22 protein-coding genes, 2 tRNA genes, 1 pseudogene and 1 riboswitch are annotated in these 24,415 nt (G+C 67.3%); of the genes and pseudogenes, 5 read left to right on the forward strand and 20 right to left on the reverse strand.

What is annotated here, in order from left to right; all coding sequences use genetic code 11:
- Positions 1-49 precede the first annotated feature (49 nt).
- The 14 genes and pseudogenes from ACS5PK_RS21445 to ACS5PK_RS21510 form a co-directional block, all read right to left on the reverse strand.
- On the reverse strand, positions 50-913 hold the full coding sequence (locus ACS5PK_RS21445; RefSeq protein ID WP_439442309.1) for an ABC transporter ATP-binding protein: 864 nt from the start codon (positions 911-913) through the stop codon (positions 50-52).
- On the reverse strand, positions 910-1,902 hold the full coding sequence (locus ACS5PK_RS21450) for a FecCD family ABC transporter permease (RefSeq protein ID WP_439442310.1): 993 nt from the start codon (positions 1,900-1,902) through the stop codon (positions 910-912). The genes ACS5PK_RS21445 and ACS5PK_RS21450 overlap by 4 nt, the downstream gene beginning before the upstream one ends.
- A 163-nt stretch (positions 1,903-2,065) precedes the next feature.
- A complete protein-coding gene (locus tag ACS5PK_RS21455) occupies positions 2,066-3,013 on the reverse strand; it encodes an ABC transporter substrate-binding protein (RefSeq protein WP_439442311.1) in 948 nt (315 codons plus the stop codon).
- A 1-nt stretch (position 3,014) separates the two neighbouring features.
- Positions 3,015-3,578, reverse strand: coding sequence for a bifunctional adenosylcobinamide kinase/adenosylcobinamide-phosphate guanylyltransferase (cobU, locus tag ACS5PK_RS21460; RefSeq protein WP_439442312.1), 564 nt, complete (start codon positions 3,576-3,578; stop codon positions 3,015-3,017).
- Between the two features lie 102 nt (positions 3,579-3,680).
- On the reverse strand, positions 3,681-5,618 hold the full coding sequence (locus tag ACS5PK_RS21465) for a TonB-dependent receptor domain-containing protein (protein WP_439442313.1): 1,938 nt from the start codon (positions 5,616-5,618) through the stop codon (positions 3,681-3,683).
- 74 nt (positions 5,619-5,692) lie between these two features.
- Positions 5,693-5,929: riboswitch (cobalamin riboswitch) on the reverse strand.
- A gap of 376 nt (positions 5,930-6,305) precedes the next feature.
- Complete coding sequence (locus tag ACS5PK_RS21470) at positions 6,306-6,767, reverse strand: hypothetical protein (RefSeq protein ID WP_439442314.1); 462 nt, start codon at positions 6,765-6,767, stop codon at positions 6,306-6,308.
- 243 nt (positions 6,768-7,010) lie between these two features.
- A pseudogene (gene pth, locus ACS5PK_RS21475) lies at positions 7,011-7,640 on the reverse strand (aminoacyl-tRNA hydrolase); the annotation flags it as partial.
- 49 nt (positions 7,641-7,689) lie between these two features.
- Positions 7,690-8,052, reverse strand: a complete 363-nt coding sequence (locus tag ACS5PK_RS21480) for a carboxymuconolactone decarboxylase family protein (protein WP_439442315.1) — start codon at positions 8,050-8,052, stop codon at positions 7,690-7,692.
- 401 nt (positions 8,053-8,453) lie between these two features.
- Positions 8,454-9,077: a 50S ribosomal protein L25/general stress protein Ctc gene (locus ACS5PK_RS21485; RefSeq protein WP_439442316.1), complete on the reverse strand. Its 624-nt coding sequence runs from the start codon at positions 9,075-9,077 to the stop codon at positions 8,454-8,456.
- A gap of 138 nt (positions 9,078-9,215) precedes the next feature.
- Positions 9,216-10,178: a ribose-phosphate pyrophosphokinase gene (locus ACS5PK_RS21490; RefSeq protein WP_310737628.1), complete on the reverse strand. Its 963-nt coding sequence runs from the start codon at positions 10,176-10,178 to the stop codon at positions 9,216-9,218.
- Between the two features lie 66 nt (positions 10,179-10,244).
- Positions 10,245-10,321, reverse strand: a tRNA-Gln gene (locus ACS5PK_RS21495).
- Between the two features lie 38 nt (positions 10,322-10,359).
- Positions 10,360-11,382 carry a 4-(cytidine 5'-diphospho)-2-C-methyl-D-erythritol kinase gene (gene ispE / locus ACS5PK_RS21500; RefSeq protein ID WP_439442317.1) on the reverse strand — a complete coding sequence of 341 codons (1,023 nt, stop codon included), beginning with the start codon at positions 11,380-11,382 and terminating at the stop codon, positions 10,360-10,362.
- A gap of 65 nt (positions 11,383-11,447) precedes the next feature.
- Positions 11,448-12,041, reverse strand: a complete 594-nt coding sequence (locus ACS5PK_RS21505) for a lipoprotein insertase outer membrane protein LolB (RefSeq protein WP_439442318.1) — start codon at positions 12,039-12,041, stop codon at positions 11,448-11,450.
- Positions 12,041-13,825 (reverse strand): tetratricopeptide repeat protein, encoded by a 1,785-nt coding sequence (locus tag ACS5PK_RS21510; RefSeq protein WP_439442319.1) that lies wholly within the window; start codon positions 13,823-13,825, stop codon positions 12,041-12,043. The genes ACS5PK_RS21505 and ACS5PK_RS21510 overlap by 1 nt, the downstream gene beginning before the upstream one ends.
- Positions 13,826-14,014: 189 nt before the next feature.
- Here ACS5PK_RS21510 and mutM point away from each other — a divergent pair, with 189 nt between their 5' ends.
- The 3 genes from mutM (at position 14,015) to ACS5PK_RS21525 (ending at position 16,327) form a co-directional block, all read left to right on the forward strand.
- The gene (mutM, locus tag ACS5PK_RS21515) at positions 14,015-14,833 is read left to right on the forward strand and encodes a bifunctional DNA-formamidopyrimidine glycosylase/DNA-(apurinic or apyrimidinic site) lyase (protein ID WP_439442320.1); all 819 of its coding nucleotides are present in this window, start codon (positions 14,015-14,017) and stop codon (positions 14,831-14,833) included.
- Positions 14,834-14,840: 7 nt separating this feature from the next.
- Entirely contained in the window at positions 14,841-15,899 is a 1,059-nt protein-coding gene (gene mutY, locus ACS5PK_RS21520) for an A/G-specific adenine glycosylase (RefSeq protein WP_439442321.1), read from the forward strand.
- 110 nt (positions 15,900-16,009) lie between these two features.
- Positions 16,010-16,327: a hypothetical protein gene (locus ACS5PK_RS21525; protein ID WP_439442322.1), complete on the forward strand. Its 318-nt coding sequence runs from the start codon at positions 16,010-16,012 to the stop codon at positions 16,325-16,327.
- A gap of 25 nt (positions 16,328-16,352) precedes the next feature.
- Here ACS5PK_RS21525 and ACS5PK_RS21530 read toward each other — a convergent pair whose 3' ends face one another.
- The 4 genes from ACS5PK_RS21530 to ACS5PK_RS21545 all read right to left on the reverse strand — a co-directional run bounded on the left by ACS5PK_RS21530 (position 16,353) and on the right by ACS5PK_RS21545 (position 20,268).
- A complete protein-coding gene (locus ACS5PK_RS21530; RefSeq protein ID WP_439442323.1) occupies positions 16,353-16,706 on the reverse strand; it encodes a DUF3147 family protein in 354 nt (117 codons plus the stop codon).
- Positions 16,707-16,728: 22 nt separating this feature from the next.
- Positions 16,729-17,646, reverse strand: coding sequence for an RNase adapter RapZ (gene rapZ, locus ACS5PK_RS21535; RefSeq protein ID WP_439442324.1), 918 nt, complete (start codon positions 17,644-17,646; stop codon positions 16,729-16,731).
- Entirely contained in the window at positions 17,643-19,331 is a 1,689-nt protein-coding gene (recN, locus tag ACS5PK_RS21540; protein WP_439442325.1) for a DNA repair protein RecN, read from the reverse strand. The genes rapZ and recN overlap by 4 nt, the downstream gene beginning before the upstream one ends.
- Positions 19,332-19,392: 61 nt before the next feature.
- Positions 19,393-20,268, reverse strand: a complete 876-nt coding sequence (locus ACS5PK_RS21545; protein ID WP_285981824.1) for an NAD kinase — start codon at positions 20,266-20,268, stop codon at positions 19,393-19,395.
- A gap of 68 nt (positions 20,269-20,336) precedes the next feature.
- Between ACS5PK_RS21545 and hrcA the strand changes: the two genes are divergently transcribed.
- On the forward strand, positions 20,337-21,353 hold the full coding sequence (hrcA, locus tag ACS5PK_RS21550) for a heat-inducible transcriptional repressor HrcA (protein WP_439442326.1): 1,017 nt from the start codon (positions 20,337-20,339) through the stop codon (positions 21,351-21,353).
- 89 nt (positions 21,354-21,442) lie between these two features.
- A tRNA-Ile gene (locus ACS5PK_RS21555) sits at positions 21,443-21,519 on the forward strand.
- 716 nt (positions 21,520-22,235) lie between these two features.
- On the opposite strand, the gene ACS5PK_RS21560 is transcribed toward ACS5PK_RS21555, so the two are convergent.
- The gene (locus ACS5PK_RS21560) at positions 22,236-23,279 is read right to left on the reverse strand and encodes a phage integrase (protein WP_439442327.1); all 1,044 of its coding nucleotides are present in this window, start codon (positions 23,277-23,279) and stop codon (positions 22,236-22,238) included.
- Positions 23,260-23,865 carry a hypothetical protein gene (locus ACS5PK_RS21565; RefSeq protein WP_439442328.1) on the reverse strand — a complete coding sequence of 202 codons (606 nt, stop codon included), beginning with the start codon at positions 23,863-23,865 and terminating at the stop codon, positions 23,260-23,262. Before ACS5PK_RS21565 ends, ACS5PK_RS21560 begins: the two co-directional genes overlap by 20 nt.
- Positions 23,866-24,415 lie beyond the last annotated feature (550 nt).

Below are 24,415 nucleotides of genomic sequence, written 5' to 3' on the forward strand. Positions count from 1 at the left end.
GTGGGTCCAGATGTCAGGCGGGACTTCAGGCGGGACTTCAGGCGGGACTTCAGGCGGGCCGGCGCAGGTGCAGCACGGAGGCCAGCTCGCCCGACGCGGGCGGCGTGGCGGGCGGGGTGGCCGGCGGCGCGGGGCTGAAGGGCAGGGCCAGCCACTGGCCCTGCACCTGCAGGATCTGCAGGCGGTCGTCGAAGACGGCCTGCAGGGCGCGGTGCGTGGCCGGATCGGCCGGGGCGCCCTGATGGTGGACCTGGCCCTGGGCCATCACCACCAGTTCGTCGGCCTGCAGGGCGATGTTGAGTTCATGCAGCACGCTCACCACGGTGCGGCCCTGGGCGGTAAGGCGGCGCACACAGTCCAGCCAGTCGGCCTGGTGGGGCGGGTCGAGGTGGGCCAGGGGCTCGTCCATCAGCAGCACCTCGGCCTGCACGGCCAGGGCTCGAGCCAGCAGCACGCGCTGGCGTTCACCGCCGGAGAGGCGCTGCAGTCGGCGCTCGCGCCAGTCCCAGCACTGGGTCTGGCGCATGGCCTGGGCGACGGCCTCGTGGTCCTCGGCGCTGGGCGGCGAGAGCCAGGCCTGGTGCGGCAGGCGGCCCAGCATCACGACCTCGTAGGCGCTGAGATCATCGCCCCCGCTTTCGTTCTGGCCCAGCCACGACAGGGCACGGGCGCGGGCCTTGGGGCCCCAGTCGCCCAGGGGCCTGTCCAGGAAGTCGATGCGGCCCTGGGCCGGCAGCAGGGCGGCCATGGCGCGCAGCAGGGTGGACTTGCCGGCGCCGTTGGGCCCCACGATGGCCGTCCAGCGCTGGCGGGGCAGGGCGGTGTAGAGCGTCTTGAGCACCGGCTGGCCCTGCAACTGCAGGCCCAGCAGGTCGACCTCGAAGGCCATGGGCAGGTGAAGGCCTCGGCTCATGCTCTTCTCTCCGACAAAGGCCCGCGATGCATCAGCACGAGCAGATAGGCGCCGCCCAGCAGGGAGGTGACCACGCCCACCGGCAGTTCCTGCGGGGCGATGACCCAGCGGGCGACGATGTCGGCGGACAGCAGCAGGCAGCCCCCGGCCAGGGACGAGAGCAGCAGCAGCCAGCCGTGGGTGCACAGCACGCGGCTGCGCACCAGGTGCGGCGCCACCAGGCCCACGAAGGCGATCAGCCCGGCCTGTGCCACCGCCGCGCCCGTGGCCAGGGCCAGCAGGGCGATCAGGAAGAGGCGGACCAGGGACAGGCGCACGCCCAGGGAGCGGGCCGTGGCCTCGCCCAGGGTCAGCGCATCCAGCGCGCGGCTGGCACCTACGGCGCCCATCAGGCACAGCAGCAGGGCCGGGGCCAGCACCCACACCGAGGCCCAGCTCAGGAAGCCGCTGGTGCCCAGCATGAAGGCCTGCATGGGGCGCATGATGTCCGGCGTCATCAGGGTCAGCAGCGAGGTGAGGGCGAACAGCACCACGCCCACGATCACGCCGGCCAGCAGCAGGCGGATGGACTGCTCGACGCCCCGCGCCAGCAGCAGGGTCAGACTCACGCCGGCCAGGGCGCCGACGAAGGCGGTGCCGGTGAGGCCGATGCGCAGCATCAGCGCCACCGCCGCCGGGCTCACCCCGATGGCCACCAGCAGGGCTGCCACGCCCAGCGAAGCGCCGGCCGAGGCGCCCAGCAGATAGGGATCGGCCAGCGGGTTGCGGAACAGGCCCTGCGCGATGGCCCCGCCCAGGCCCAGCAACGCACCGGCCAGCAGGGCGCCAATGGAGCGTGGGAAGCGGATCTGCCACAGGATCTGCTCCTGCATGGCGTCCTGGCTGGCGAGGAGGTCGAGGGTGAAACCGGTGCTGCCCACGGCCACGCCGGCCAGGCACAGGCCCGTGGCGATCAGGGTCAGCAGCAGCAGCAGGGTCCAGGGCTTCATTGCGGAAGGCCTCCATGAACGGGTCGCGGGGTCTCGGTGACGGGCCGCTGCGTCTGGGCAGCCCGTCTCGCCCGGGTCTGAGTGGCACCCGAGGATCCGGCTTTGCCGAGCCTGCGGGTGCGCCCCCGCGAGGGGGCTGGCGAAGCCAGTACGGGGTGGTCCATCACCTCATGCCGCCGGCTGGGGCGTTGAAGGGCGTGGTGGGCAGGGGCACCGGGCCGGCCGCGGCCTGGCGCAGGCAGCGCGCCATCAGCGCGGCGGCCTCGGCCATGCGCGGGCCGGGGCGCACCAGCACATCGGATTCATCCGGCAGCCAGACGCAGATGCGCTGGTGCTTCACGGCCTGGATGCCATTCCAGCCCGGCCGCTGTGGCAGCCCGGGCGCGCTGCGCTGCCCCACCATGATGACCTGCGGGTTGGCGCGCACCACGTACTCGGGGTTGAGCTTGGGGAAGGGGCCCAGCTCGGCGGGGACCACATTGCGGCTGCCCAGGCGGGTGAGGGTCTCGCCGATGAAGGAGCTGGTGCCGGCGGCGTAGGGCGCGCTGTCGACCTCGTAGTAGACGGTCAACTGCCGGGCCGCGGGCGGCAGGCTGGCGGCGGCCTGCCTGATGCCTTCCTCGATGCGCTGCCAGACCTCGGCGCCGGCCTGCGGCTTGCCCAGCAGCTGGGCCACCGTGCCCAGCACGCGCTGCACGTCGGCATGGGTCTTGGGCTCCAGGGCGACGACCTTGAGGCCCAGGGCCTCCAGGCGGTCGGTCAGGCGGGAGGAGATGGCCACCAGCACCACGTCGGGCTTCAGCGCCACGACGCTCTCGATGCTGGTGTCGTCCATGCCGCCCAGGCGCGGCAGCGACTGCAGCGAGGCGGGGAAGTTGGAGTAGCGGTCCACGCCGACCAGGCGCGCGCACTCGCCGAGCGCACAGACGGACTCGGTCAGCGAGGGCAGCAGGCTGATGATGCGGCGCGGCACGTCCGTCAGTGTGACGCTCACGCCGCGGTCGTCCTTGACCTGCACCGGCGCTGCATCCGCCGCGTGCCCGCCGAGGGCCGCGGCCAGGCACAGCAGCGCGGCAACGAAGGGTCGGGTCTTGCCCATGGGCTTGTTCATCTCAGGACTCCAGGTTCTCGATGGGGCGCGTCCAGGGCTGGCCCGCCACCATCATCGTCAGCTGCGTGCAGCGGCGTGCCACGGCCTGGTTCAGGCGGCCCAGCTCGTCGGCGTACTCGCGCACTTCGCGGCCCAGGGGCATCACGCCCCAGCCCACCTCGTTGGAGACGAAAACCACGGGTGAGGGCAGCGTAGGCAGTGTCTGCAGCAGGGCGTCGCAGGCGGCAGGCCAGGCCTCGCGCCGGGGCGGGCTGTCCATGGGCATCAGCCAGTTGGTGAGCCACAGGGTCAGGCAGTCCACGATCAGCAGGCGCCCCGGCGCGGCCGCCGACTGCAGGGCCTCGGCCAGCTGCAGCGGCGCTTCCACCGTGGCAAAGCCTGCCGGGCGCTCGGCCTGGTGGCGGGCGATGCGCTGGCGCATCTCCTCGTCATGGGCCTCGGCCGTGGCGATCACGCAGACGCCATGCCCCGGCTCCCGCGCCCAGGCCAGGGCCAGGCGCTCGGCCTGGCGGGACTTGCCGCTGCGCTGGCCGCCAACGATGAGCGTGTGTGCCTGCGTGGTCATGCGATTGAACCTTTCCGAGTCAGCCTGCATGACCCTGGAGACGCCCGAGGATCCGGCATTGCCGGGCCTGCGGGCGGGGCACGCGAAGCGCGTAGGGGGAGATCACAGCGTGGGCGTGAAGCGTACGCCGATGAACACGGTGCGCGGGGCCTGCGAATAGCCCTTGGCCGTCTCGTAGTCCTTGTTGAAGGCGTTGTCGAGATTGGCCTGCAGGCGCACTTGCGGGTTCACGCGATAGCTCAGGTCCAGGTTGACCAGGCTGTAGCCGCCCAGGGGCTTGGTGTTGGCGTTGTCGTCGAAGCGGCTGCCGTGGGCCTGGATCTGCAGGCCGCCGGACCACTGGTTCAGCGTCTTCTCCAGGCGCAGGCTGCCGTGCTTCTTGGCGCGGCGGCCCAGCAGCTTGTCGGTGCCCTGGTCACGCGGGTTCTGGAAATCCAGGGAGCCCTGCACGCGCAGGCCTGCGAGCATCGTCTCGCCCTGCAGGCTCAAGCCATGCAGGCGCACCTTGGCGAGGTTGCCGTAGCAGCCGCCGTAGGTCGAGACGCAATTTGCGGCGAAGCTGCTGTCCCAGGAGATCAGGTCGCGAATGCGGTTGTTGTAGAGCGTCAGGCCCAGCTCGCTGTCGCCCTGGCTCCAGTTGAGGCCCAGCTCGGTGTTGCGGCCGCGCTCGGGGCTGAGGGCGGCGACGCCGGGCTTGGGACCGTACTCGCTGAAGCTCTGGTAGAGCGTCGGTGCACGGAAGGCGGTGCCGGCGCTGGCCCAGGCGCGCAGACCCGGCAGGAAGCGCCAGCCCGCGGCCACGGTGCCGGTGTTGATGCCGCCGAAGGCGCTGTCCTGGTCATGGCGCAGGTGCAGCTGGGCGTCGATGTTGGCGCTGTTGTAGAGGTAGCTGGCGGCCACGGCGTTCTGGTGGCGCTTGGCCTGCCCGTCGGTGGCGGGCACCAGGCCGGAATTGACGAGTTTGTCCTCGCGGCGCTCCAGCACGGCATTGAGTTGGCCACCGGCCAGCTTCATCGTGCTGCCCAGGGTGTACTGGCGGACCTGGGTCTCGGTCAGGTAGGTGGAGGCGGTGTTGCTGAGGGTCTCGTAGCGCTCACGCGAGTTGCCGATGCTGGCCTCGGTCTGCCAGTCGGCGCTCCACTGGGCGCTCCACAGGGCGCGGCTGGCATGGGTGTCGTGCACATTCCGATCGCGGAGGCCAGTCTTGGGCTTGGCCGAGGCGTCGTAGTCGCTGTCCAGGCTGCTGTAGGTGTTGACCAGTTCCAGGCGCTGGCCGGCGTCCAGCTGGTAGCCCAGGCGGGCGTTGACGCTGTGGGTGCGCCAGCCGTCGATGTCCGGCGTGTAGACGGGGTCGTTGCCGACCTTGCGGATGTTGAAGCCGTCGGCCACTTCCTGGGCCAGGCTCAGGGCGTAGTCCAGGTTGCCTGCGGCGCCACTGAGGCTGAGGTCGCCCTTGGCCAGGCCCAGGCTGCCCACGCCGGCACCGATCTCGAGGGTGGGCGTACGCTTGCCTTTGCGGGTGAAGACCTGGATCACACCGGCCACGGCATCCGAGCCGTAGACGCTGCTGGCCGCTCCGCGCACGATCTCCACGCGTTCGATCTGGGCCAGGGGGATGGCTTCCCAGGCGGCGCCGCCGGAGCCGGACTGCGTGTCCATGCGCACGCCGTCCACCAGCAGCAGGGTGTGCTGGGTGTTGGCGCCGCGCAGGAAGAGGCTGGTGTTGGTGCCGGGATTGCCGTTGCGCACGAGCTCGACGCAGGATTGGCGGCCCAGCAGGTCCACCAGATTGCCAAAGCCCTGGCGTTCGATGTCGGCGCGGGTCAGCACGGTGACGTCGGCCAGCACCTGGCTGAGGTCCAGCTTGGTGCGGGTGGCGGTGACCTGGACCAGGCCCAGCTTGTTGGGCGTTTCCTGGGCCTGCGCTGACAGGGCCAGCAGGCTCAGTGCGAGCACGCTCAGGGTGGAAGAGGGACGGACGGAGGCAGGCCGGCGCGCAGGCGAAGGCTGGCGTGCAGCACGCAAGAAGGAAGCGGACATGAGAAAAGGGACTACGAGGCGATCCAGGTGCCAGCTTCCCCGCAGGCCCCTGTGAAAACGAGACGCTGCTTGCGCAGTCGTCTCACCCGTTGGCCGGTATCCGGGCTGGCGGAACGCGTTGCGGCATCCTTCCCAGTGCCCAGGGCCCCAGTGGATTCATGTGCAGCAACTGAAGGCCTTGCAGCCTTGTCCGCTTACCGTTGCGGGGACAGCTCAGGTTAGGTCGGCCTCGCGGAGGCGTCCCCTTCTGATTCCCGTTTAACTGCCCTGACCGATGGGTCGGGGCGAGCACCAACAGCGGGCATTCTAGTCCAGGCTGGCTTTCTGATCACTGAAGACGCTGCTTGACAGGGCTCAAGCCTCTGCAGGGCAAGCCGCCCGGCGCCATCAAGAGCGCCTCCCTGGCGGGCTTGCTGGGCCGGACGTGTACCGCTGTTGCCTGTTGCTTGTTGCCTGTTGCCTGTTGCCTGCTGCCTGCTGCCTGCTGCCTGCTGCCCGTTGCCCGTTGCCCGTTGCCCGTTGCCCGTTGCCCGTTGCCCGTTGCCCGTTGCCCGTTGCCCCGGATGGCCGATGCCCGCGGACTGCGGACTGCGACGAGGTGTGCACCCTGGCCCTGCGTGATGCGTGATGCGTGATGCGTGATGCGTGATGCGTGATGCGTGATGCGTGATGCGTGGGCTCGTCCGTTCATGGCCCCTTTGGCGGCGTGGGTGATGGGCTGCGCTGCACAGACTTGTGAGCGGGCTTGCCCCGCCGCGGCTTGGTGGTGCGCTGCACCGGTGCCTGGGATGGCGGGGGCGTGGCGGCGGAGGCCGCAGCCGCTTTGATCACCACGCCCTGGGAGGCCTGCTTCAAGGCCTCCTGTTCGGCGCTTGCTCGCGCCTCGCGCTCGTGACGAAGACGATCGGCGAGCCGTCCCTCACCACGGCTGCGCTCGCGTGCGGCTTCCGCGGCCCGCGCATCGCCGGTGGCATAGCGCATCACTTGGCTGGCGCCAAGTTCCTGCGGGCAAGGGGTGTTGCGCAGCTCGCGCCCCTGTGAGCCGCAGCGGTAGAGGGTGAACTGGCCGGGGCTGGCCTGGCTCTGCGCTGCGCAGGGCGCGCAAGTGAGCACGCCCATCAGCAGGGCATGGATCAGGCGGGGCGGCATCGCTGGCATGGAGGCGCCCGGCCTGCAGGGTCAGGTCTTGTTCTTGCCCAAGGCTGAGGCCAGGGCGGAGGACAAGGCAGAGGACAGCGTGGCAGCCGGCTTGGTGGCCGATCTGGCGACCCGTTCGGTGACAGGTTTGGTGACCCGGTCGACCGCAACGGGCTGATCCTGGGACGCTTCCCGTGTTGGAAGCGGTGATGCCGCTGAAGGCGATGCCGCTGGCGAGCATGCCATTGACGGGGAGGGTGCCGTGCCGGCGTCGGGCGGTGCAGGCCGCGGCGGCTTGGGCCGGGGCGGCTTGGCATGGATCTGGTTCAGAGCCTTGGCCATGTCGCCCTTGAGCATGAGTTCGACCGCATCCAGGCTCTTGCTGATGCATTGCTCGACGGCAATGCGTTCATCGACGGGGGGCTTGCGCAGTACATACGCCGCCACCTCGCCTTTATGGCCCGGATGGCCGATGCCCAGGCGCAGCCGCCAGAAATTACCCGAACCCAGTTGAGCCTGCATGTCCTTGAGGCCGTTGTGGCCCCCGGTGCCGCCGCCTTGCTTCATCTTCATCTCGCCGGGTGGCAGGTCCAGCTCGTCATGGATGGCCAGGATCTCTTCGGGTGAGATCTTGAAGAAGCGCGCCAGCGCCGCCACCGACTTGCCTGAGAGGTTCATGTAGGTGAGCGGCTGCAGCAGCCAGATGGGGCCGCTGGCGCCGGGGGCGTTGTTGATGCGGGCCACCATGCCGTAGTAGCTCTTGTCGAGCTGCAGGCTGCCACCCAGGCGACGGGCCAGCTGGTCTATCCACCAGAAGCCGGCGTTGTGGCGGGTGTCCTCGTATTCAGGGCCTGGATTGCCCAGGCCGACAAAGAGTCGAATCATGGGGCTGATTATCCCCGCCCCTTCGTCGCCCCCGCATCCCCAGAGCTGCTCAGGGCTGCGCTGCCGGTGCCGGCTGCGGCCCCGCGCTCTCATGCAGGCGCAGTGCCATGAGGCCGTGGGCCAGGGTGGCGCCGCCCTTGACGGCAGCGGCCACGGCGGCCACCTCGGCCAGTTCCTCTGACGTGCTGCCATGGCGCCTGGCCCCGCGCACATGCACGTCGATGCAGTACGCGCATTGGGTGGCCAAGGCGACGCCCAGGGCGATCCACTCGCGGTGCTTGGCATTGATGTGGCCGCCTTCGCGGAAGACGGCGTGGTCGAAGGCCAGCCAGGCCTGCGACTCCAAGGGCACCTTCTCGGCCAGCTTGCGTGCCAGCAGGAGGTCGTCGGGGGTCTGGTAGTTCGAGTTCATCGGAGGTCTCCCTGTCGTGCTTGCTTGAGATGCCACCGATGTTCGGGGATCCCGCTGCTGCGGGACAAGACCTGACCCCGTGTACCGAACGGGTCATTGACAGGGCGATGCGGGATGCCCCTGGCCAGGTACGGCCGGCGAGACGGATGCATGGGCATGGAAAGCTCCTTGGCAGGATGACGGCAGGATGACGGCGGGATGCCGGCGTTCATGCCAGAGAGTCGCGCAAGGGTCGCCAAGGATTCACGGTGCCGGAGGCGGCTGTGCGACAGGCGTCAATGCGTGGCACGCCCCGCCTGCCGCTTCAAGCCGGTCTGCTGATGACGAGGCTGCCGCACCACAAGGCACAGACGAAAAAAAGCCCCGCCAGGGCGGGGCTTCTTGCGCAAGGCGGCGAAGAATTACTTCTTGCCCTTCTTGCCCTTCTTGTCGTCGGCGGCCGGAGCGGCAGCCACGACGATCTCTTCCACGACCGGGGGCACCGGGGTGGCGACCACCGGGTTCGGCTTGCCGTGGGTCACGATCTTGACGTGGTCGGCCACGACCAGGTCGTTCACGTGCACCGAGTGGCCCAGGGTCAGCTTGCTCAGGTCCACTTCGATGAACTCGGGCAGCTGCTCGGCCAGGCAGTTGATTTCCAGCTGGGTGATCACGTGGTTGACCGTGCACTTGTCGGTCTTGACGGCCGGGGATTCGGCTTCGCCCACGAAGTGCAGGGGCACCTTCTTGGAGATCTTGGTGGTGGCATCCACGCGCTGGAAGTCCACGTGCTGGACTTGCGGCTTGTAGGGGTGCATCTGGAAGTCACGCAGCAGGACCTTGGTCACGGCACCGTTCAGTTCCATTTCGAGGATGGAGCTGTGGAAGGCTTCCTTCTTCAGGGCATGGAAGAGGGCGTTGTGGTCCAGCTCGATGGCGGCGGGCTCACCGGCACCGTAGACGATGCCAGGCACCTTGCCAGCGATACGCAGGCGGCGGCTCGCTCCGGTCCCCTGCTGCTTGCGCTCAAAAGCGACGAATTTCATAGGTTTCTCCAGACATGGATGGATGCCCGCGACCAGGCACCCGTTGATGCGGTCAGATGACCGCTGACAAAAACCGGCCTGCGAAGGCCGGTCACAAACAGGCGGGCGCTCCCTTGCGGGGAGCGCCCGGCTTCAGACTCAGAAATTGTTGTTCTGCTCGGAGAACAGCGAGGTCACCGATTCGCCGTCGGAGATACGACGGATGGTCTCGGCGAACAAGAAGGCGACCGACAGCTGGCGGATCTTGCCGCAGGCCTTGGCGGCGTCCGACAGCGGAATGGTGTTGGTGATGATCACCTCGTCCAGGGCCGAGGTCGTGATGCGATCGATGGCCGGGCCGGACAGGATGGGGTGGGTGCAGTAGGCGAAGACGCGCTTGGCGCCGCGGTCCTTCAGCACTTCGGCGGCCTTCACCAGGGTGCCTGCGGTGTCGATCATGTCGTCCATGATCACGCAGTTGCGGCCGTCGATGTCACCGATGACGTGCATCACCTCGGAGACGTTGGCGGCGGGGCGGCGCTTGTCGATGATGGCCAGGTCGCAGCCCAGCTGCTTGGCCAGGGCGCGGGCGCGGACCACGCCGCCGACGTCGGGGCTCACCACCACCAGGTTGCTGTAGTTGCGGGCCTTGAGGTCCGACAGCAGCACGGGGCTGGCGTAGATGTTGTCGACGGGGATGTCGAAGAAGCCCTGGATCTGGTCGGCGTGCAGGTCCATGGTCAGCACGCGCTCGACGCCCACGGTCTCCAGCAGATTGGCCACGACCTTGGCCGAGATGGGCACGCGGGTGGAACGCGGACGGCGGTCCTGGCGGGCATAGCCGAAGTAGGGGATGACGGCGGTGATGCGGCGGGCGCTGGCGCGCTTGAGCGCGTCGACCATCACCAGCAGTTCCATCAGGTTGTCGTTCGTGGGCGCGCAGGTGGGCTGGATCACGAAGACGTCGCGGGCGCGGACGTTTTGCTGGATCTCGACCGCAACTTCGCCATCAGAGAACCGGCCGACCGAAGCCTTGCCGAGTTCCAGACCCAGATGGGTGGCGATTTCTTGGGAGAGCACCGGGTTTGCATTGCCGGTGAAGAGGACGGTATTCAGCAGCACAGGCCATCCTTTGGGTCAGTGGCCCCGTGGCCTACCCAGCGGGTCCGGGAGGTGAGAAATGAAATTTGGCAGGGGAGGAAGGACTCGAACCCTCGCATGTCGGAATCAAAATCCGATGCCTTAACCAACTTGGCGACTCCCCTACACAGGACACTGCAGAGCTGCAGCACCCTTGTAATCTTCAGTCTTCAGCCCATCCGCGAAGCGGGTGCTGGACCAGACTGCGGCACACCTTGCCAACCCATCCCGGAGGCAGCTCCGGTAATGTCGCCATGGGCTGGTTCGACATGCCATCTTTCCCGTTCACAGCCACATTCACCGTGGCAAACACTGCACTGCCTGAACCTGTCATCCGGCTGTTGCCGAATCTCGATTCGAGCAGGGCGAGGGCCTGCGTCACTTGACTGCTGTACTGCTCAGCGGGTTTCTGTAGATCGTTCCGCAGTTCGTTGTAAAACTCACTGTCGATTTCCAGAAAGCCTGCGATTCTAGCACAACTTTCAGCGTTCAGTTCCACTCGCAGTGCAGATTTTTTTGCATTTTGCGAAGCGCCGGCAAGATTTTCATCTCTGCTTTTGCTCAGCTTGGTGCTTTTTTTGCTGCCGTGCTCAGGAAAGACCGCAACTATAGCCAGAGATTTTGAGTGCTGCAAGAGGGGGCTTGAAAAAATTTCCTTGGTGGGAATGCTGACATCGGGTTTGACGATGGCGAAGGTCCGCTCCGCCAGCGCGACGGGGGTCAGGTCTTCACCGATGCCCTGAACGAAGGCATTGCTGCCACCGAGGAAGAAGGGCACGTCCGCGCCCAGCTTCAGTCCCAGGGGCAGCAGGCGCGACAGCGGCCAGTGCAGGCCCCACAGGCGGTTCAGCGCGAGCAGGGTGGAGGCGGCGTCCGAGGAGCCGCCGCCCATGCCGGCGCCGCTGGGCAGGCGCTTCTCGATGTGGATGTCTGCGCCCAGCGTGCAGCCGCTCTCGGACTGCAGCAGGCGCGCGGCGCGCAGGCAGAGGTCTTCGGGGGGCAGGGCGTCGCCGCGGTCATGGCGCTGCAGCAGGCCATCGGCACGACGTTCGAAGTGCAGGGTGTCAGCCCAGTCGACCAGGGTGAAGACCGACTCCAGCAGGTGATAGCCGTCCGGCCGCTTGCCCACCACATGGAGGAAGAGGTTGAGCTTGGCCGGGGCCGGGACGTCGTAGAGCGCTTGCATGGTGTAGGGAGGGGAAAGGTGCGGTCGGCGATGCGCTTGCATCGCGCGAAGTATGCCGGGGCGCCTCAGTCCTGGCGGGCCAGGCGCAGGCGCAGGGTGGCGGAGCGCCCGCCCAACTGCCTGGCCAGGAGCAGGCCTTCAGCCAGTCGATCGGTCTCGACCCGCCAGCCCAGTTGCTCGAAGCCCAGCGCAGGCGCTGGCAGCGTGTTCGCGGCGGCGCCGGCCCAGGGCCTGCCCTGCAACCAGTCGAAGAGCGCAGCGACGGGCACGGATTCACCCAGCAGCTCCAGCGTCAGGGCATCCAGGCTGTCATAGCTGCGCTGGTCCTTGGCCTGCTCCAGGCTGACGCTGGTGGGCGTCCAGCGCACGCGGGCCAGCAGGGATCCGGTCGGCGTTGACAGCTCCAACTGGCCTTGGGTGGCATCGCCCAGCAACTCGAAGCTGCCGCTGCCGCCCTGGGCCAGACGTTGGCCAGGCAGCGGGGGAACCTGCACGCTGAGCTTGCCGCTGAAGAGGGGCGCAGGCACGTTGTCGGCGGGCGCTGCCAGTTCACGAGGGGGCTGGTCCTGCGCCTGGCGCGGGCCATGGGCGCAGGCGCTCAGGGCCGCGAGCAGCAAGAGGGCGCTGCAACGCGCAGGATGCAGCAGCGAGGTTCGCATCAGGGGATCGCCTGCAGTCGTTGGCGCGTTTCCTGGATGGCCTCGTTGCCAGGGTCGCGCTTCAGGCCATCGGCCCAGACCTGCTGCGCCCGCTCCTTCTGGCCGGCCTGCCACAGCACCTCGCCCAGATGCGCGGCGATGTCGCCATCAGGACGGCTGGCATAGGCCTCGGCCAGCCAGCGCTCAGCGTCCTGCAAGCGGCCCAGGCGGTACTCCACCCAGCCCATGCTGTCGACGATGGCCGGCTCCTTGGGCGCCAGGCTCAGGGCCTTGACGATGAGCTCGCGGGCCTCCTCCAGGCGCAGCTTGCGATCGGCCAGCGAATAGCCCAGCGCGTTGTAGGCATGGAAATGCTTGGGGCTGATCTCGATGGTGCGGCGCAACTGCTGCTCCATCTCGTCCAGACGGTTGAGCTTCTCGGCCATCATGGCCTGCTCGTACAGCAGGTCGGCGTCGGCCGGCAGCCGGGCGGTGGCGCGGCCCAGCAACTCGTAGGCGGCGGGCCACTGCTGCATGTCGCGCAGCAACTGGGACTCGGCCATGAAGCGCAGCCGCAGCTGCTCGTCGGTCTCGCCGGGCAGCGCGTGGATCAGCTCGCGGGCCTGGTCCAGATGGCCCTGGCGAGCCAGCAGCAGGGCCTTGCGGTAGCTGAGGTCAGCGCGCGGTGTGGAGGCGTCTATCCTGTCCAGCCAGCTCTGCGCGGCCTTCCAGTCCTTGCGCTGCTCCGCCACTCGAGACAGCAGGAGCCAGGTCTGCTGGCGGGCGTCGCGGCCTGCTTCGGTGAGCTCGCCGCCCGCGGAATCCTCCAGTCGCTTCAGGAAGGTCAGCAGGGCGGGCTCGGCGCGATCGGGGTGGCGAAGCTCCAGCTCCAGGGACCCGAGGGCGTACCAGGGGGTGGGCTGATCTGGCTGCTCCGTGGTCAGGCGGCGAAACTCCGTGACGGCCTCGACCAGGCGCTGTGAACGTGCCAGCGCGCGGGCATAGGCCAGGCGCAGGCCGTGGTTGTCCGGGCTGGCCTGCAGTGCGGCGCGCACGGGCGCTTCGGCAGCGGGCTGGCGGTCCATCAGCTCCAGGGCGAGGGTCAGGCCGTCCTCCAGGGTCGGGTCCTGTTGCAGTACCTGCTCGTCCAGCGCCCAGGCTGGTGCCACATGACCGGCGGCCAACTGCAGCCGGGCTTCGCAGAGCAGGGCGCTCTGGCGCAGTGCCGGGCTGCGGGCAGCGGCCTGCAGCGTCGGCTGCAGGGCGTCCAGCACTCGCTGGGGCTCGGGGGATCGGGTGAACAGCCCAGGCAGGGTGCGCAGCAGGGACTGGGACTGCTGCTCGGTGCCCAGCTTCAGCAGGTTTTGCACCGGCGCGGCGGTCTCCTGAGGCTTGTTCAGCAGAGCGAGCAGCTGAAGGGTGGTCTGATGCGCCTCCATCGATGCCGGAACGCCGTCCCGCCAGGCCTTGGCGGCCACCAGCGCCTGCTCGCCGGCACGGCCCTGCAGCGCGATCTGCACCACGCGCTTGTACAAAGCCTCGTCCTGCGTGCGCCGGGCTGCGTCCAGCAGGACCTGGTAGGCCACGCCGACCTCGCCCGAGCGCAACTCCATCTCGCCGACCAGCAGTTGGTAGAACATGGGCGCGTCCATGGCGGAGTTCTGGACGGCTTGTGCAGGCAGCGCTGCCGGGTCCTCGGCTTCGGCCTCTGCGGCATGGGCCGACAAGGCAAGGGCGCCCAGGCTCAAGGCGCAGGCAAGGGCCAGCCGTGAGGGGCGAAGCAGCGGGAACGGGGAACGAGGCATGGAATCTCCAGAGGTCGCAGGCGCGCGTGCGCATGCCTGCCGACCCATTCTAGGCATGGCAGCGCCGCCATCCCTTAGGGCACCCTGAGTGTCCTTTTCGAGCGGTGGCGCCCAGGATCCCTTCAGCAGGCTCCGGTTTGCATGCCCCGGCGCGGGCAGGCCCTGGATCGGCTGCGTATCATGCCGGCCATGCCCGAGTTGCCCGAAGTCGAAGTCACCCGCCGCAGCTTTGCCGATGCCATCCACGGCGCGACGGTGCAGGCTCTGCGCCTGGGCAAGCCCCTGCGCTGGCCCCTGGGCTGCGCGCCGCAGCGCCTGCTCGGGCTGCGCGCCGGCCTGGCCCAGCGCCGTGGCAAGTACCTGTGGCTGCCCATCGGCGAGGAAGGCCTGCTGCTGCACCTGGGCATGTCCGGCTCCCTGGCCTTCGGGCGCGACCTCGGCCCCGCCGGGCCCCACGACCATTTCGAGCTGCAGACCGACCGCGGCCTGCTGCGCCTGCACGACCCGCGTCGCTTTGGCGCGGTGGTCTGGTCCACGGGCATGGATGCGCCGCCCGTGTCGCAACTGCTGGCCGGCCTGGGCCTGGAGCCTTTCGATGAGCGCTTCACCGGCGCCTATCTGCATGAGCGCCTGAAGGGCCGACGCGTGGCCATCAAGCAGGCGCTGTTGGCGGGCGACATCGTCGTCGGCGCCGGCAACATCTACGCCTGCGAGGCCCTGTTCCTGGCTGGCATTCACCCAGCCAGCCCGTCCGGCCGCCTCAGTCGCCCGCGCGCGCAGCGCCTGGCCGCTAGCGTGCGCCAGGTGCTGGCGCAGGCGCTGGAGGCCGGCGGCACCACGCTGCGCGACTTCAAGGACGCCCACGGCGTGGCCGGCAGTTTCCAGATGCAGGCCCAGGTCTACGGCCGGGAAGGCCAGGACTGCCGGCATTGCGGCACGCCTATCCGCCGCCTGGTCCAGGGCCAGCGTTCGACCTTCTTCTGCCCCCGTTGCCAAACCCGTTCCTGAGCCTATCTTGAGTGCCATTGCCGACCCCCTGGACGCCAGCGTGGCCGCGCTGGTGCCTGACTTCGCCCCCCGCCTGGTGGCCTGGCAGCGCCAGCACGGCCGCCACGCGCTGCCCTGGCAGCAGACCCGCGACCCCTACCGCGTCTGGCTCTCCGAAATCATGCTGCAACAGACCCAGGTGACGACAGTGCTGGGCTACTACCAGCGCTTTCTGGAACGCTTTCCGACGTCGCGGCAGCTGGCCGATGCACATCTGGACGAGGTGCTGGCGATGTGGCAGGGCCTGGGTTACTACAGCCGGGCGCGCAATCTGCACCGTTGTGCCCAGGCGGTGCGGGATCTGCACGACGGTGACTTTCCGCGGACGGCGATGCAGCTGGCCGAGCTGCCCGGCATCGGCCGCTCGACGGCGGCGGCCATTGCCTCCTTCTGCTTCGGCGAGCGCGCGGCCATCCTCGACGGCAATGTGAAGCGGGTGCTGGGGCGGCTGCTGGCCTTCGAGGGCGACCTGGCCTCCAGTGCCCAGGAAAAGCGGCTCTGGCGCCATGCCGAGGCCTTGCTGCCTGCGGCGGGCGCTGACATGCCGGCCTACACCCAGGGTCTGATGGACCTGGGTGCCAGCCTGTGCAGCACGCGCGCGCCGCAATGCCTGCTGTGCCCCATCCAGGACCTTTGCCAGGCGCAGCGGCATGGCACGGCAGAGCAGTTCCCCGTGCGGACGCGCAAGCTCAAGCGCAGCCGTCGAGAGCACTGGTGGCTGTGGCTGGAGCATGAGGGCCGCATCTGGCTGGAGCAGCGGCCGGCACGCGGCGTCTGGGCCGGCCTGTGGACCTTGCCGCTGTTTGAGGATGAGGCTCAGCTGCTGAGCCACTTGCAGCCGCTGTCGACCTTGCCGCCTGAGCCCCTGCCTCGCATCGAGCATGCGCTGACGCATTTCGACTGGGTGCTGCACCCGCGCCGCCTGGCGCTGCAGCAGCCGGCTGACCTGGGCGCCGGCGCCTGGGTGGCACGCGAGGACCTGCCGCGCTATGCCCTGCCCGCGCCGCTGAAGAAGCTGCTGGGCTGAGCGGGCCTTCCCCTGGGGCGTGGCGCGAGCAAACCTTTGATCGCGCAGCGGGAATGCGCGTATGCTTGCGCCCCGATTGATCCCTACAACAAGCAGCCCAAGCAGCCGTCATGAATGCCCAGGTCAAGAACGCCCTTGAATCCGCCCTGCTGGCAGCGTTGGTTTTTGCGGTATGCCTGTGGCTGGTGCTGACCGGCGACGAATCGGGCGGCGTGTTGCGCGCCACCTTCGGTGGGCTGGGCATGGGCGTAGGCATCATCGCGCACATCGCCTACGTGGCGGTGGCCCTGCAGCGTGCAGGCCGTTCGGTGTGGCCCTGGGTGGTGGCCATGGTGCTGGTTCCGGGGGTGTCTGTGGTGGCGATGGTCCTGCTCAGCAGCGCGTCCGTCGAGGGCCCCGAGGGGGCAGAGCCGCCTCGCACGAACTGAGCCCGCCCTGCCGTTGAGCAGCCGCTCAGTCCAGCAGGACGACGCCCAGCGGCCGAGCCGCCCAGGCCGTCAGCACGAAGCACAGCACGGTGAGCGCCGCCGATCCGGCCAGCGCACCCCAGAAGCCCCAGCGCCCCAGCATCCAGGGAAAGGCCAGGAACATGGGCAGGGTCGGCAGCACGTACCAGAAGGTGTACCAGGCGTGGTTGGCGATGCGCTCGCTCGGCTGGCGCTCCAGATAGAGCCAGACCAGGGTCAGCAGCGTGACCAGCGGCAGCGCAGCCACCAGGCCGCCGAGCCGCTCGCTGCGCTTGGCCAGCTCCGAGATGCCCACCACCAGTCCGGCGGTGATCAGGTATTTGGTGATCAACCAGGCCATGTCGATTCGCCAGCGTGCGGGCTCATTTGGCGTCCAGCTCGCGGTGCCTCTTGAGCACCTGACCATGGTAGGCAAACTGCTTGCACAGGGTCTCGACCAGATAGACCGAGCGGTGCTGGCCGCCTGTGCAGCCTATGGCCACGGTCAGGTAGCTGCGCTGGTCAGCTGAGAAATTCGGCAGCCACTGGGCGATGAAGGCGCTGATCTGGCTCAGCATCAGCCGCACCTCGGGCTGGGCCTCCAGGAAGCGGGCCACGGGCTCGTCACGGCCTGTGAGGGGGCGCAACTCGCGGTCGTAGTAAGGGTTGGGCAGCACCCGCACGTCGAAGACGAAATCGGCGTCGCTGGGCACGCCGTGCTTGAAGGCGAAGGACTCGAAGACCAGGGTCAGTGAATCACCCGAGACCACGACCAGGTCCCGCACCCAGGCGCGCAACTGGGCCGGGCGCAGTTGACTGGTGTCGATCACGGTGGACTCCACGCGCAGGGCGGCGAGCAATTCGCGCTCCAGGTGGATGGCGTCCAGCAGGGCCCGATGCTCGTCCTCGCCTTGCTCGCTGGCTGGGCCGGGCACGGCCGGGTGCTGGCGCAGGGGATGGGGGCGGCGCGTTTCGGAGAAGCGCCGCATCAGCGTCTCGGTGTTGGCGTCCAGGAAGATGGAGCGCAGGGCCACGCCTTCGCTACGCAGTTGCTTGATCAGGGGCAGCAGATGGGGCAGGGAGCCCGCGCTGCGCACATCCACCGCAATGGCCACACGGCGCTTGCCGCGCTGCTGCTCCAGCTTCAGGAAGTCCAGAAGCAACTCCGGCGGGAGGTTGTCCACGCAGAAGAAACCGGCATCCTCCAGCGCATGCATGGCGATGGACTTGCCACCGCCGGATACGCCGGTGACCAGCACCACATCGCTCTGGTCCCGGGCTTCGAGCTTGGCTTTCTTCATGGCTTGGCCTTTCGGGAGCTGGGCTTGGCAGCTTGGGCGGACAGGTCCAGCATCTCCTGCGCATGGGCCAGGCTGGTGGACGACAGGCGCTCTCCACCCAGCATGCGGGCGATCTCGGCCACGCGCTGTTCGCCGGCCACGGGGCGCACCTCGGAGCAGGTGGTGCCGCCCTTCAAGGCCTTGGACACCACGAAATGCTGGTCCGCGCAGGCGGCCACCTGGGGCAGGTGGGTGACGGCGAGAACCTGTCGATCCCGGCCCAACTGCTTCATCAGCCGGCCCACGGTCTCGGCCACGGCGCCGCCGACGCCTGCGTCGATCTCATCGAAGATCAGCGTGCCCGCGCCGCCGCTGTGCTGGCAGGTGGTCACGGCGATGGCCAGGGCGATGCGCGAGAGCTCGCCGCCCGAGGCCACCTTGGCCAGCGGACGCGGCGTGCTGCCGGCATGGCCCGCGACGAGGAACTCCGCGGACTCCAGTCCGAAGCTCTGGGGTTCCGCCTGCGGCAGCAGGGCGATCTCGAAGGCGCCGCCACTCATGCCCAACTGCTGCATGGCCTGGGTGACGGCCGTGGCGAGTCTGGGCGCCGCGGCCTTGCGGGCCTTGCTCAGGGCGGCGGCCTGGGCGTCGTAGTCTTTACGGGCCGAGGCGAGCTGGCGCTCCAGCGCGTCGAGGTCGGTGGCGGCATCCAGGCGGGCCAGCTCGGTCTTCCACTCCTGGTGCAGGGCCGGCAGCTCAGCGGGCTGGCGGCGGTAGCGGCGGGCCAGCTGCATCCAGGCCGAGAGGCGTTCGTCCAGCTGCTGCAGGCGTTCGGGGTCCAGCTCGGCGCTGTGCAGATAGGTGCTCAGCGTGTGTGCAGCGTCCTGCAACTGCGCCTGGGCACCCAGCAGGGCCTCGACGGCAGGGGCCAGGGCGGCGTCATAGCTCAGTACGTCTTGCAGCCCATCCAGCGCTTGCTGGGTCAGGGATTCGGCGTTGAGTTCGGCCTCGCTGAGGGCATCCAGCGCTTGCCGTGCGGCGTCCATCAGCGACTGCGAATGAGACAGGCGCTGGTGCTCGCTGTTGAGCCCGTCCCACTCGTCCTCGCCTGGGGCCAGTCGTTCGATCTCTCCCAGCTGCCAGGTGATGCGCTCGTGCTCGCTGGCCAGGGTCGCTTGCTCTGTGCGGGCCTTCTCCAGGGCCTCGTGGGCCTGGCGCCAGGCACCATGGGCCCGGGCTACGGCACGGGTGTCCGCCTGGGCATAGCCGTCCAGCAGCTCGCGCACCGAGGGCGCGCGGGTCAGGCCTTGCCAGGCGTGCTGGCCGTGGATGTCCAGCAGGTGGTCGGCCAGCTCGCGCAACTGGGCCACGGTAGCGCTGCTGCCGTTGATCCAGGCGCGGCTCTTGCCTTGGGCGTCGATCACCCGGCGCAGCAGCAGGGTGTCGGATTCCGGCTCGAAGCCGCCTTCCTCCAGCCAGACCAGCAGGGAGGCGGGGCGATCGAATTCGGCACTGATCTCGGCGCGGGCGGCGCCTTCGCGCACCACGCCGGCGTCCCCGCGCTGGCCCAGCGCGAGCTGCAGGGCGTCGATCAGGATGGACTTGCCGGCGCCGGTCTCACCGGTCAGCGCGGCGAAGCCCGTGCCGAAGTCCAGCTCCAGCTCGGGCACGATCACGAAATCTCGAAGGCTCAGGCGGCGCAGCATCGGGGCGGATTGGCTCAGTGGCGGGTTCAGGGCAGGTTCAGTCGGAGTGTTGCTTGGCAGCTCAGCTCACGCCTTCGTACCAACGCAGCTTGCGGCGCAGCGTGGCGTAGTAGCTCCAGCCCTTGGGATGGAGGAAGGACACCTTGTGCGCCGAGCGCCGTACCGTGATGCGGTCGCCGTGCAGCAGGCTGGCCAGGCTTTGCATGTCGAAGTTCACGCTGGCGTCGCGGCCGGCCACGATCTCCAGGCTGACCTCGCCGAGGTCCGGCAGCACGATGGGTCGATTGGAGAGCGTGTGCGAGGCGATGGGCACCAGCACCCAGCCGGCGATGCTGGGGTGCAGGATGGGGCCGCCGGCCGAGAGCGAATAGGCGGTGGAGCCCGTGGGCGAGGCCACGATGACGCCGTCAGCGCGCATATTGGCGACGAACTCGTCCCCCACATCCACCCGCAGCTCGACCATGGAGGCCGTGGCGCCGCGGCTCACCACCACGTCATTGAGGGCCACGCCTTCAAAGATGATGGCGTTGTCCCGCCAGACCTCGCCTTCGAGCATGGCACGCTGTTCGGCGTCATAGTCGCCGGCCAGGATGGGGGAGAGCGCCTCGCGGAAGTGCTCGATGGAGATGTCGGTGATGAAGCCCAGGCGGCCCTGGTTGATGCCCACCAGCGGCGTGCCGTGGCGAGCCATCTCCCGGGCGAAGCCCAGCATGGTGCCGTCGCCACCGACGACGATGGCCAGGTCGCAGCGCTGGCCCAGTTCGGCGTTGTCCAGGGCGTCATAGGCAGTGATTCCCGTGTTGAGCGCCGTGTCGCGCTCAAGGGAAACCTCCAGGCCTTGACTGGCCACAAATTGGGCAATCTCCTCCAGGACGGGGCGAATGCCACGAGCCTGGTGCTTCCCCACAATCGCCACATGTTGGAATCGTTTGGCCATGCGCAGAATTACACCACAGCGCCTCTGGGCCGAATGCCGGGTTCGCCCATGTCCGTACAATGAAAACCATGCTCGACGAGCGATCCAAATCCCTGCTGAAAACCCTGGTCGAACGCTATATCGCGGACGGCCAGCCCGTTGGTTCCCGAACGCTGTCCAAGGCCTCGGGGCTGGAGCTGTCCCCTGCCACCATCCGCAACGTGATGGCGGATCTGGAAGAGCTGGGGCTCATTGCCAGCCCTCACACCAGTGCTGGGCGCATTCCCACGCCGCGCGGCTACCGCCTGTTCGTGGACACCATGCTGACGGCCAATCCGGGTCTGCTGGGTGCCGAGCCCATTGCCCTGGATGCGCAGCTGCAGCCGGACCAGCCCCAGCGCGTGATCACCAGTGCGGCGCAGCTGCTGTCCAATCTGTCCAGCTTTGTTGGCGTGGTGACGGCGCCGCGCAAGCCCAGCGTCTTTCACCACATCGAGTTCCTGCGCCTGGGTGAGCGGCGGGTGCTGGTCATCATGGTCTCGCCGGACGGCGATGTGCAGAACCGGGTGATCTTCACCGCCCAGGATCACACCCAGGCCGAGTTGGCCGAGGCCAGCAATCGACTGAACGCCCAGTACGCCGGCCTGAGCCTGGAGGCCGTGCGGGAGAAGCTCAAGCACGAGGTGGACGCCCTGCGCGGCGAGATCGCCCTGCTGATGAATGCTGCGGTGCAGGTGGGTACCGAGGCCATGTCGCAGGAGGAGCAGGTCATCATCTCTGGCGAGCGCAACCTGTTGACCGTGCAGGATTTCAGCCAGGACATGAACAGTCTGCGCCGGCTTTTCGACCTCTTCGAGCAGAAGACCCAGCTGATGCGCCTGCTGGACGGTTCCAGCCGCGCCGAGGGCGTGCGCATCTTCATCGGCGGCGAGAGCCAGATCGTGCCTTACGAGGAGCTTTCCATTGTGTCCGCGCCCTACGAGGTTGACGGGCAGGTGGTTGGCACCCTGGGCGTGATCGGCCCGACGCGCATGGCCTACGACCGCATGATCCAGATCGTGGACATCACCTCCCGCATGGTGTCCAACGCGCTGTCGCAGAAGTAGCCGGAAGTTCGGAATCCACCCCGTACAATCCGCGCTCCCGGCTCCCCGCCGGGTTTGTTGAAGGCGCCTCCCCGGCGCCGGAATCACGGGGGCCGTTAGCTCAGTTGGTTAGAGCAGAGGACTCATAATCCTTTGGTCACAGGTTCAAGTCCTGTACGGCCTACCAATAAAATCAAGAACTTAGGGAGTTTTTGATGCTTTTCAGGAAGCGAGCTGTCAACGAAGTGTCAACGCCTTCGGCTGTCGACATTGATCTTCCTGAGGTGTTGACATCTGTCTGTGCCCGGCTAGGGATTGATCAACCACCACAGATTCGGTGGGACGACAGCGGCCAGCGGCGATTCCTAGGGCGCTACCTTCCAAAGTCACACACGATCTACATAGTTCGTGGTCAGACTGAGGCAGTTATTTACGAGACAGTAGTACATGAGTTAGCCCACGCGGTCTTGTGGCGTGTCGGGTACCGATCCGTGGGGCACTCGTGGCTCTTCCTGGCGCTTTTCGATCTGCTGATGCGCAAGTGCGGAAGCCAAACTTCGCTCGTCGAGGGATGCGCCGTTTGGAACTGGAATCGGTTTTGTCCTTGGCCTATCTGGTACCGCCATGTTGTGAAAGCGCAGGCGGTCGTGAATGAAGTCCTTGGGGACGGATCGTGCCTGGAGTCGGTCTCAGCAACGGAGCTGGCGAGGCAGCTGCATATGGGCGTTGAGCAGCGGCCAGGCTTTTCATTGCTGACTCGCATTTGGCATGAAGTGGTTGCAGACACTCGGGGTCACTGGTTTGCACTTTGGCATGCATGCCGCCTCGCATTTTTCCTATCGTTCGCGCTGATGGCTACGAAGACAGGACTCCTGTTCTACACGGGGCTATGGATGTTTGCTCTCAGTGTTTTTGGTGTGTTAGTTGTGGGGAAGGTGCTTCGCCTTGATGAGAGCCTGTCAACGGATTCCGATATGTGACCTCTTGTAGATGGTCGGGTGCCATATGTGCATAGCGCATGGTCATGGTCAAGTTCGCATGACCAAGTGCGCGCTGCAGCACAAGGATGTTCCCGCCGTTCATCATGAAGTGCGACGCAAAGGTATGGCGCAGGACATGCGTGAGCTGTCCCTCTTGAAGCGTGATGCCGGCACGCTCGACGCCGTCTCGGAAGGCTGAATAGGCGTAGGCAAACAAGCGCTGTCCGGTCTCCGCCTTGTCGTGATGCTTCCGCAGTTCTTGTTCAAAGCTGCTGTCGATGGGAATGGACCGGACCTTGCCGGATTTCGTGCCTGCAAACTGGATCTGGCCGTTTCTGAGGTGGCGCACTTCGAGGTTCTCTGCCTCGCTCCACCTGGCGCCCGTGCTGAGGCACACCTTGGCGATCATGGCCGCATGACGGTTCTTTCCCTCGGCCAGCCTGGCGAGTAGATCGCGTATCTGCTCCGTCGTCAGGTATGAGAGTTCGCGCTCCTGGACCTTGAACTGGCGCAGTTCAGCCAAGGGGTTGGGCTTCTTCCACTGACCCAGGCGGCGTAGCTCGTTGAAGACGGAGCGCAGATAGGCATGTTCGCGGTTCACGCTGTTGGGTGCGATGCCCGCGGTGAGGCGGTCAGTCCGGTACGTGGCGAACGTATTGACGGTGAACTGGTCGGCCACAGGATTGCCCATGGCATCGCAGGCGAGCTTGAGACGGCTGTAGGTGTTGGCGCCTGCTTTCAGACCGGACCCGTGATGGGTGTACCAGAGGTCGATGAGCTCGCGGAGCTTGCGCGTGTCGCGCTTCTCAGGCTGCCACTTCGCGTTCTGGTTGACCTGAGTTGTCAGCCAGGCCTCGTAAGCCTTGGCCGCCGCTTGCGTCTTGAACGTCTTACGGAAGCGCTTTCCACCTCTGCCGCCTGGCTGACTATCGACAAGCCAGCCGGCATCAACTTTCTTCAGGGCCACGCTGTTTCCTCGTCGTAGTCGATTCCTTCGCCTTGGCCGACTGCGATGCCTTAGCTGCGCGCTTGGCTGCTGGTGGGGACGCCTCTTCTGCGAGTACCCGGCGCAGCACCCGCTCCACAAGAGAGCGTTGGGAAATGGTTGTTAGCAGATCGATGATCTGTGGCTCTACGGAACCCCAGTCATCGGCCTCATCGGCGTGCGCGACCAGTCGCCTTAGCTCAATCAATGGCTTCCACGTGATGCCGCCTTCCAGACCGTCAGACACACCAGGTGAAGGCCACAAGCTCTGGTTTTGCGGCGCTGTGTGACCAGCGGCGGTATCGGTGAGGCCTGTGACCAGCCAGAAGGCATAGGCAGGCCATTCCTGAGCAACGGCCTCAATCATCTCCGCCGTCGGGCGTTGCCGGCCGCGCCACATCTGTTGCCAGCTATTGGCCGCGATGCCGGAGCAGGCTTCCAGCTCCTTCCAGCGTCTGCTCTCGTTCGTCTCCCAGTCAATGACGGCCTTGAGTCGATCTACCAAGCTGGGAGTGCCGAGGCTTGAGCGTAGCGACGCAAGTAGGTCATTGATTTCCTTAGCGTCCATATTGACCTCCATAAAAGTCTGATGTATGGTGTCACAAAGTCTGATAAATGTTCAGAGTTTGCTGTGTAAAAAATCATTGGCTAGACATTATGGACGACGCAACACCTTTGTCCCGCATTGCCTCCGCAATGGCGGTTCCCCTCATGACGCGAGAGGCGTTTGCAGAGGCAGTGGGGCTCCCTGTAGGGGTGCTCATCGCTCAAGCAGAGCGAGGCTATTGGCCTCAGGTGACGGTGGGGAAGCGAGTCTTCATCAACGTCGAGGCTGTGCGACTCAAGGCGGTTGAGCGGGGCCAGGAGTACGCGCTTTGAAGCAGCAAGACTTCTGGCCTGAGCTGGCAAGCGTTCCCATGGTCGGTCTGGCAATGCTCGCCGGCAGCCGCGCGAAGCACCGCAGCGGTAGCGAGGAGCGCAGCGCGGCGTCGGCTAGCCGCAAGGCTCCCCCCGCGGGTAACACGGGGAATGAGAAGAGCGGAGCGGGGAACGCGCGATGAGCGACACCAAGTCTGAACGCCTCGTCCTGGAAGGCCGTCGCCTCAAGGTGCTCTGCG

The sequence above is a fragment of the Roseateles sp. DB2 genome (genome assembly GCF_051857535.1).
Lineage (GTDB): Bacteria > Pseudomonadota > Gammaproteobacteria > Burkholderiales > Burkholderiaceae_C > Roseateles_B.